The sequence below is a fragment of the Streptomyces tailanensis genome, assembly GCF_008386495.1.
GTDB lineage: Bacteria > Actinomycetota > Actinomycetes > Streptomycetales > Streptomycetaceae > Streptomyces > Streptomyces tailanensis.
This window is the reverse complement of sequence record NZ_VTHJ01000053.1, coordinates 1-5,084: the sequence shown is the minus strand read 5'-3', so window position 1 is coordinate 5,084 and position 5,084 is coordinate 1. Positions and strand designations below refer to the sequence as shown.

General features: G+C 70.2%; 4 protein-coding genes. 2 read left to right on the top strand and 2 right to left on the bottom strand.

The genetic code is table 11. The features are described from left to right. The coding region (locus F3T56_RS33820) for a squalene/phytoene synthase family protein (protein WP_246204160.1) at positions 1 to 855 on the top strand (855 nt) is incomplete at its 5' end. A gap of 8 nt (positions 856 to 863) precedes the next feature. Here the strand turns inward: F3T56_RS33820 and F3T56_RS33815 are convergent. Next, the gene (locus tag F3T56_RS33815; protein WP_149829168.1) at positions 864 to 1,496 is read right to left on the bottom strand and encodes a GNAT family N-acetyltransferase; all 633 of its coding nucleotides are present in this window, start codon (positions 1,494 to 1,496) and stop codon (positions 864 to 866) included. Positions 1,497 to 1,657: 161 nt separating this feature from the next. Between F3T56_RS33815 and F3T56_RS33810 the strand changes: the two genes are divergently transcribed. Further along, positions 1,658 to 2,866, top strand: a complete 1,209-nt coding sequence (locus F3T56_RS33810) for an RNA-guided endonuclease InsQ/TnpB family protein (RefSeq protein ID WP_149829167.1) — start codon at positions 1,658 to 1,660, stop codon at positions 2,864 to 2,866. A 485-nt stretch (positions 2,867 to 3,351) separates the two neighbouring features. Here F3T56_RS33810 and F3T56_RS33805 read toward each other — a convergent pair whose 3' ends face one another. Next, entirely contained in the window at positions 3,352 to 4,956 is a 1,605-nt protein-coding gene (locus F3T56_RS33805; RefSeq protein WP_246204159.1) for a ricin-type beta-trefoil lectin domain protein, read from the bottom strand. Between the last annotated feature and the right edge of the window lie 128 nt (positions 4,957 to 5,084).

Sequence of the window (5,084 nt, the reverse complement as noted above, 5' to 3'; positions counted from 1 at the left end):
CGGAGGGATTACGGCAGCCAGCGGGACTTGGTGAGGCGTTTCCGCCGCGCTCCGTATCTCGCCGCCCGCCTGTTGTTGCCGCGGCCGGTACTGCCCCACGTGGTGGCGGCAACGGCCCTGATGCACCACAGGGACAACGTTCTGGACACCGGTTCGAAGCCGCAGCGTGCCGCGGCGTGGGCGTCCTGGGAGCAGCGGGTGCGCAACGGGCTGAAGGCAGGAGTGAGCGATGATCCGTTGATCCGCACGCTGCTGCACACCGTGGGGGCGTATCCGCGGCTTCGGGGGGTGGTGGAGGAGTACTTGTCCACCGCCACTGCCGAGTTGGAGTTCGTCGGCTTCGCCACCGAGGCCGACTACCAGGACTACGTGGATGCCTACTCGCTGCCCGCCTTCATGCTGGTCGCTTCACTGCTGGGTCCGGAGAACGACGACGGACGTTTCCGGGCGGGGTGCCGGGCGCTCATAGACGGCAGTCAGAGGCTGGACTTCGTCAACGATCTCGCCGAGGACGTGCGGGAGGGGCGGCTGGGCATTCCGGCCGAGGTGTTGAAGCGCTTCTCGGTCACGGTCGAGGAGCTCGCGACAGGCCACGAGTCGCCGGGCGTACGGCAGTTGGTGCACCACCAGATCGAGGCGGCCCGCGCCGCGTTGCGGACGGCCAGGGTCCTGCCCTCTCTGGTCGACGCCCCCAACCGGGCGTTGGTGGGTGCGCTGATCGAGATCGAACTGCTGACCGCGCAGGCGGCGCATGCCCGTGGTGCCGGGTTGCTGCGCGGCTCGGTGGCCCCGCCACCGGTGGGCACGGTACGGGTGCTGTTGGACGCGCGGCGCAGGGCCCGCGAGGAACGCTGAGCGCCTGGTCAGAGGTTGCTCAGTTGTCTCGTCGTGCGGCCGAGGTAGGTAACCGGGCCGGGGTCCGGGACCTTGATTTCGTGGAAGCCCAGGCGGTCGTAGAAGGCTCGGGCGGGCGTGTTGGTGCTCGCCATGGCCAGGTGGGCGGACGGGACAGCCCTGTCGTGCAGGGCTTGGAGGAAGGAGCGCATCAACGCGCGGCCGTGGCCCTTGCCCTGCCATGCGGGGAGCAGGTCGATGTGCAAATGGGCCGGGTATGAGGCGAGTTCCGCGACGATCATGCGCTCGGGGTGGTGCAGGAGTTCGATTATGGTCTCGTCGGGTGTGGTCGGTGGGCCGATGGGCTCCGGGAAGCGGTCCGTCACCAAGGGGAGCCATTTCTCGCGGAATTCGCCGACGAAGGCGGTCGTGTTCGCGGTGCCGAGGATGTATCCGACGGCCTGGCCCTCGCCGTCGTCCAGTACGAAGGTCAGTTCTGGTTCCAGGTGGACGTAGGGAGTCGCGAACGTCGCCGGGAAGATGTCGGGGTCCATGTACACAGGACGGCTGTCCCCGCCGTTGTGGGCAGTGCGGATGCAGATGTCGTGGAGCGCCGCGTGGTCCTCGCGGCGGTAGAGGCGAACTGCGGGAGCCGATGTCATCCGGGCCTTTCTTCGTGGATACCCCGGCCTTCAGGCCGGGGAGGAATCGAAGCTCCTGCGGAGCAGGGCAGGAACAGCCGGTTCGTCGCCAGGGCGGACCGGCGTCCACCATCCACCGGCCGACACCCGTCGCCCACACGGAAACTGATAGAATGTGAGGAATGACGCAGCAGGTCAAGCGGGCGTTCAAGTACCGCTTCTATCCCACGGACGAGCAGGCAGCCGAGCTGTCCCGCACGTTCGGCTGTGTCCGTCTCGTGTACAACAAGGCGCTGGAAGAGCGCACTCGCGCTTGGTACGGCGAGCAGCGCCGGGTCTCCTACGTGCAGTCGTCCGCCGCGCTGACGGAGTGGAAGAAGACCGAGGAGCTATCCTTCCTCGCGGAGGTGTCCTCCGTCCCGCTCCAGCAGGCGCTTAGGCATCTTCAGACGGCGTTCGCAAACTTCTTCGCCAAGCGCGCCAAGTACCCGCGTTACAAGAGCCGGAAGAAGTCCCGCGCGTCGGCCGAGTACACCCGCAGCGCCTTCAAGTGGCGCGACGGGCGACTGACTCTTGCCAAGATGGCGGAGCCCCTGGACATCCGCTGGTCGCGTCCGCTGCCCGAGGGTACGGAGCCGACCACGGTGACCGTGTCCCGCGATGCGGCGGGCCGCTGGTTCGTGTCCCTGCTGTGCGAGGACACCATCGCCCCGGCACCCGCCACGAACGCGACGGCCGGCATCGACGCCGGGATCACGTCGCTGGTGACCCTGTCCACCGGGGAGAAGATCGCCAACCCGAAGCACGAGCGGCGCGACCGCTCCCGCTCGGCCCGTACACAGCGGGAGCTGTCGCGGAAGGCGAAGGGCTCGGCGAACCGGGAGAAGGCTCGGCGCGGGGTCGCCAAGGTCCATGCGCGGATCGCCGACCGGCGCCGGGACTTCCTGCACAAGCTGTCGACTCGTCTCGTCCGTGAGAACCAAACGGTCGTGATCGAGGACCTCACCGTCCGCAACCTGCTGAAGAACGGCCGTCTCGCACGCGCCATCTCCGACGCGTCGTGGACGGAACTGCGCTCCATGCTGGAGTACAAGTGCGCCTGGTACAGGCGCGAACTCGTCGTGATCGACCGCTGGTTCCCGTCCAGCAAGCTGTGCGGAACCTGCGGCACGGTCGCGGGGAAGATGCCGCTGAACGTCCGCGAGTGGACGTGCGACTGCGGTGTCGTACATGACCGCGACGTGAACGCGGCACGCAACATCCTGGCCGCCGGGCTGGCGGCGTCTGCCTGTGGAGACGGTGTAAGACCTCAACGGGAGTCCTCCCGGACGGGGCAGTCGTCGGTGAAGCAGGAACCCCAGCGGGCGACCGCTGGAATCCCCCGCCCTTAGGCAGGGAGGAAGTCAACACAGCATCCTGCGCGAGGAGCGCTCCCACAACCTCCGCGGTCGGAGGCCGTACGGTCTGGTCATACGGGTCATGGTCCAGGGCCTCACGGTCGCGGCCGTCGCTGCCGCTCGCATCGCCGACAACTACCGCCGCCGAAGGCCGTCCAGCGACTATGGGACCGCCGGCCAGGCCGCCATACCGAGGCCTGTCGACTCGACCGCCTCTACGAGGTCGCCGACTACACCCCGGATCCGCAGCGCCTTCACCTTCAGCGCCAGGCCTCGGCCTTGTGCCACACCGTGGCGGTGTACGCGCACGAGTGGCCGCTGATGAGCGACGGTGGTGGCGCCTCGGCGAAGGTGTCGCTTCGCCGTCGGAATCCCCCGGAACCGCGGACGCGGTCACCTCACCCTGTGCCGCCGACAGATCCGCCGGCTTTCACCACGACCACCGGACAACCCGTCACCGCCACCGTCGAGCTTGAGGCTCATCCGGCGGCCGTAGTGTCCCGGGCGGTCTGTGACGGCAGGGGCGTGTCGGCGGATGTGTCGTCGGTGAGCCAGCGTTGGGAGCGGCGGACCCTGTCCTGTGGGACGGGCTTCAGCAGGATGACCGCCCCCGAGGTGCGGTGAACGGGTGTCACGGCCAAGTCGGGGTCGGGTGCGAGGGTGAGGAGGCCGTCGGCCGCCAAGGTGTACCGGGTGTCGCCGGGCTCTTCGTCGGCCGAGTCGTCCTGGGCGGCACAGGGCCGCAGGGCGAGGCTGCCGGCCGGCTGGGCGTTCAGGCAGAGGCCGGGGGCCGCCTGGTTCCGCATGCGTCCGTCGTCCTCCAGCAGCCACACCTGGGTCGCCGACTCCGCGCACTCCGCCGTCACCGCGAGCGCGCCCACCACCTGCTCCCTGACGGCCACATCCAGACACAGGCCGGTCCTCGTGTTGCGCAGCCGCGTGACCAGGGCGTCACTCGTGCCGGGCGCCGCGGAGGCGCTGGGCGGTGTGGAAGCGGTGGGCGGTGTGCGGTCGGCGGCGGACGAGCCGGGGACGGAGTCGGCGGGGCTTTCGGTGGTGGGGCCGGGGGCCGGGCCGCCCGCGCCCTCGCGGTCGTCCTCGACTCCGCTGAGAGCCATGGGGGTGGCCGCGATGACACCGCACAGCATCACTCCCATGGCGATGAGCAGCGGCCCTCGGCGGCGCGGCCGCGGCGTGGGGTCACCGACGGCGGACGGCTGGGCCTCGGCGTCCGCGGGGTCCGGGACGGGCGCCGGGCGCGTGCGCGCCGGCGTGATCGACAGGCGGGCGGGCCTGGTCGCGAGGTAGTCCGCCGCGCGGAATCCCAGGACGGCCTCGGCGAGCAGGGCGGGGAGCCGGTCCGGGGACTGGTCCAGTTGGTCGGCCGCCGCCCCGCAGTAGGCGCAGCCGTGCAGGTGTTCGAGCACCTCCCTCATCGTCTCACCGGTGTCGGGGCGGGCGTGGATGTCGATGAGCCGGTTGTGGCGGCGGCAGTGCTCGTCGGGGGCGAGGTCGAGGTGGGCCTGTACACACTTGTCCCGCAGGAGGGTGCGGGCGCGCTCGGGGTTCAGCAGCGAGGGATCGGCGCCGAGCCGGGACGCCACCGCCTCGATGTCCTCCGCCTCGACCTCGGTGTGCCACAGCAGCGCCTGGGTACGGTCCGGCAGATTCCGGAAGGCGTACAGGAGCAGGCCCCGGTGGCCCGTGCCGCCGCGGTCGGTGGCGTAGGGGTCGTACGCCGCCCGGCGCGTGGCACGGGTTTCGGTGTCCCGCAGGTCCGGGTGGAGGGACGAGCGCCTGTCGTCGGTGCTCCATTCCCGGGCGGCGTCGAGGACCGCCGCGAGCAGCCGGGGCCGCCATGCGGAGTCGGCGCCGGCATGCGAGGCCATGTCGCCGTACGTGTTCCGGAAGGCCTGACCGGCGAGCAGCTCCGCTGCACCCGGTAGCGGCCCCGTGCATAACTCCGCGTACTCCAGGACGGGTTTGCGGTGCAGCGCCAGCACTTCCTCGGCCAGGGGCGCCCTGCCCCCTCCTACCTCGTTTCCCCGCTCGGCCCGCTCGGAGACGAATTCCTCTCCGGGCATAGAGCGCTCTACTCCGTACAGAAGGGCCTCAGCCACGGGAGCACCATCCATGAGACCGGTCTCCTCCCTGTTCGGTACCACCGGTGCGGCCGATCGCGGTCCCGGCTCGGGCGGCCGAGCCGGGACCG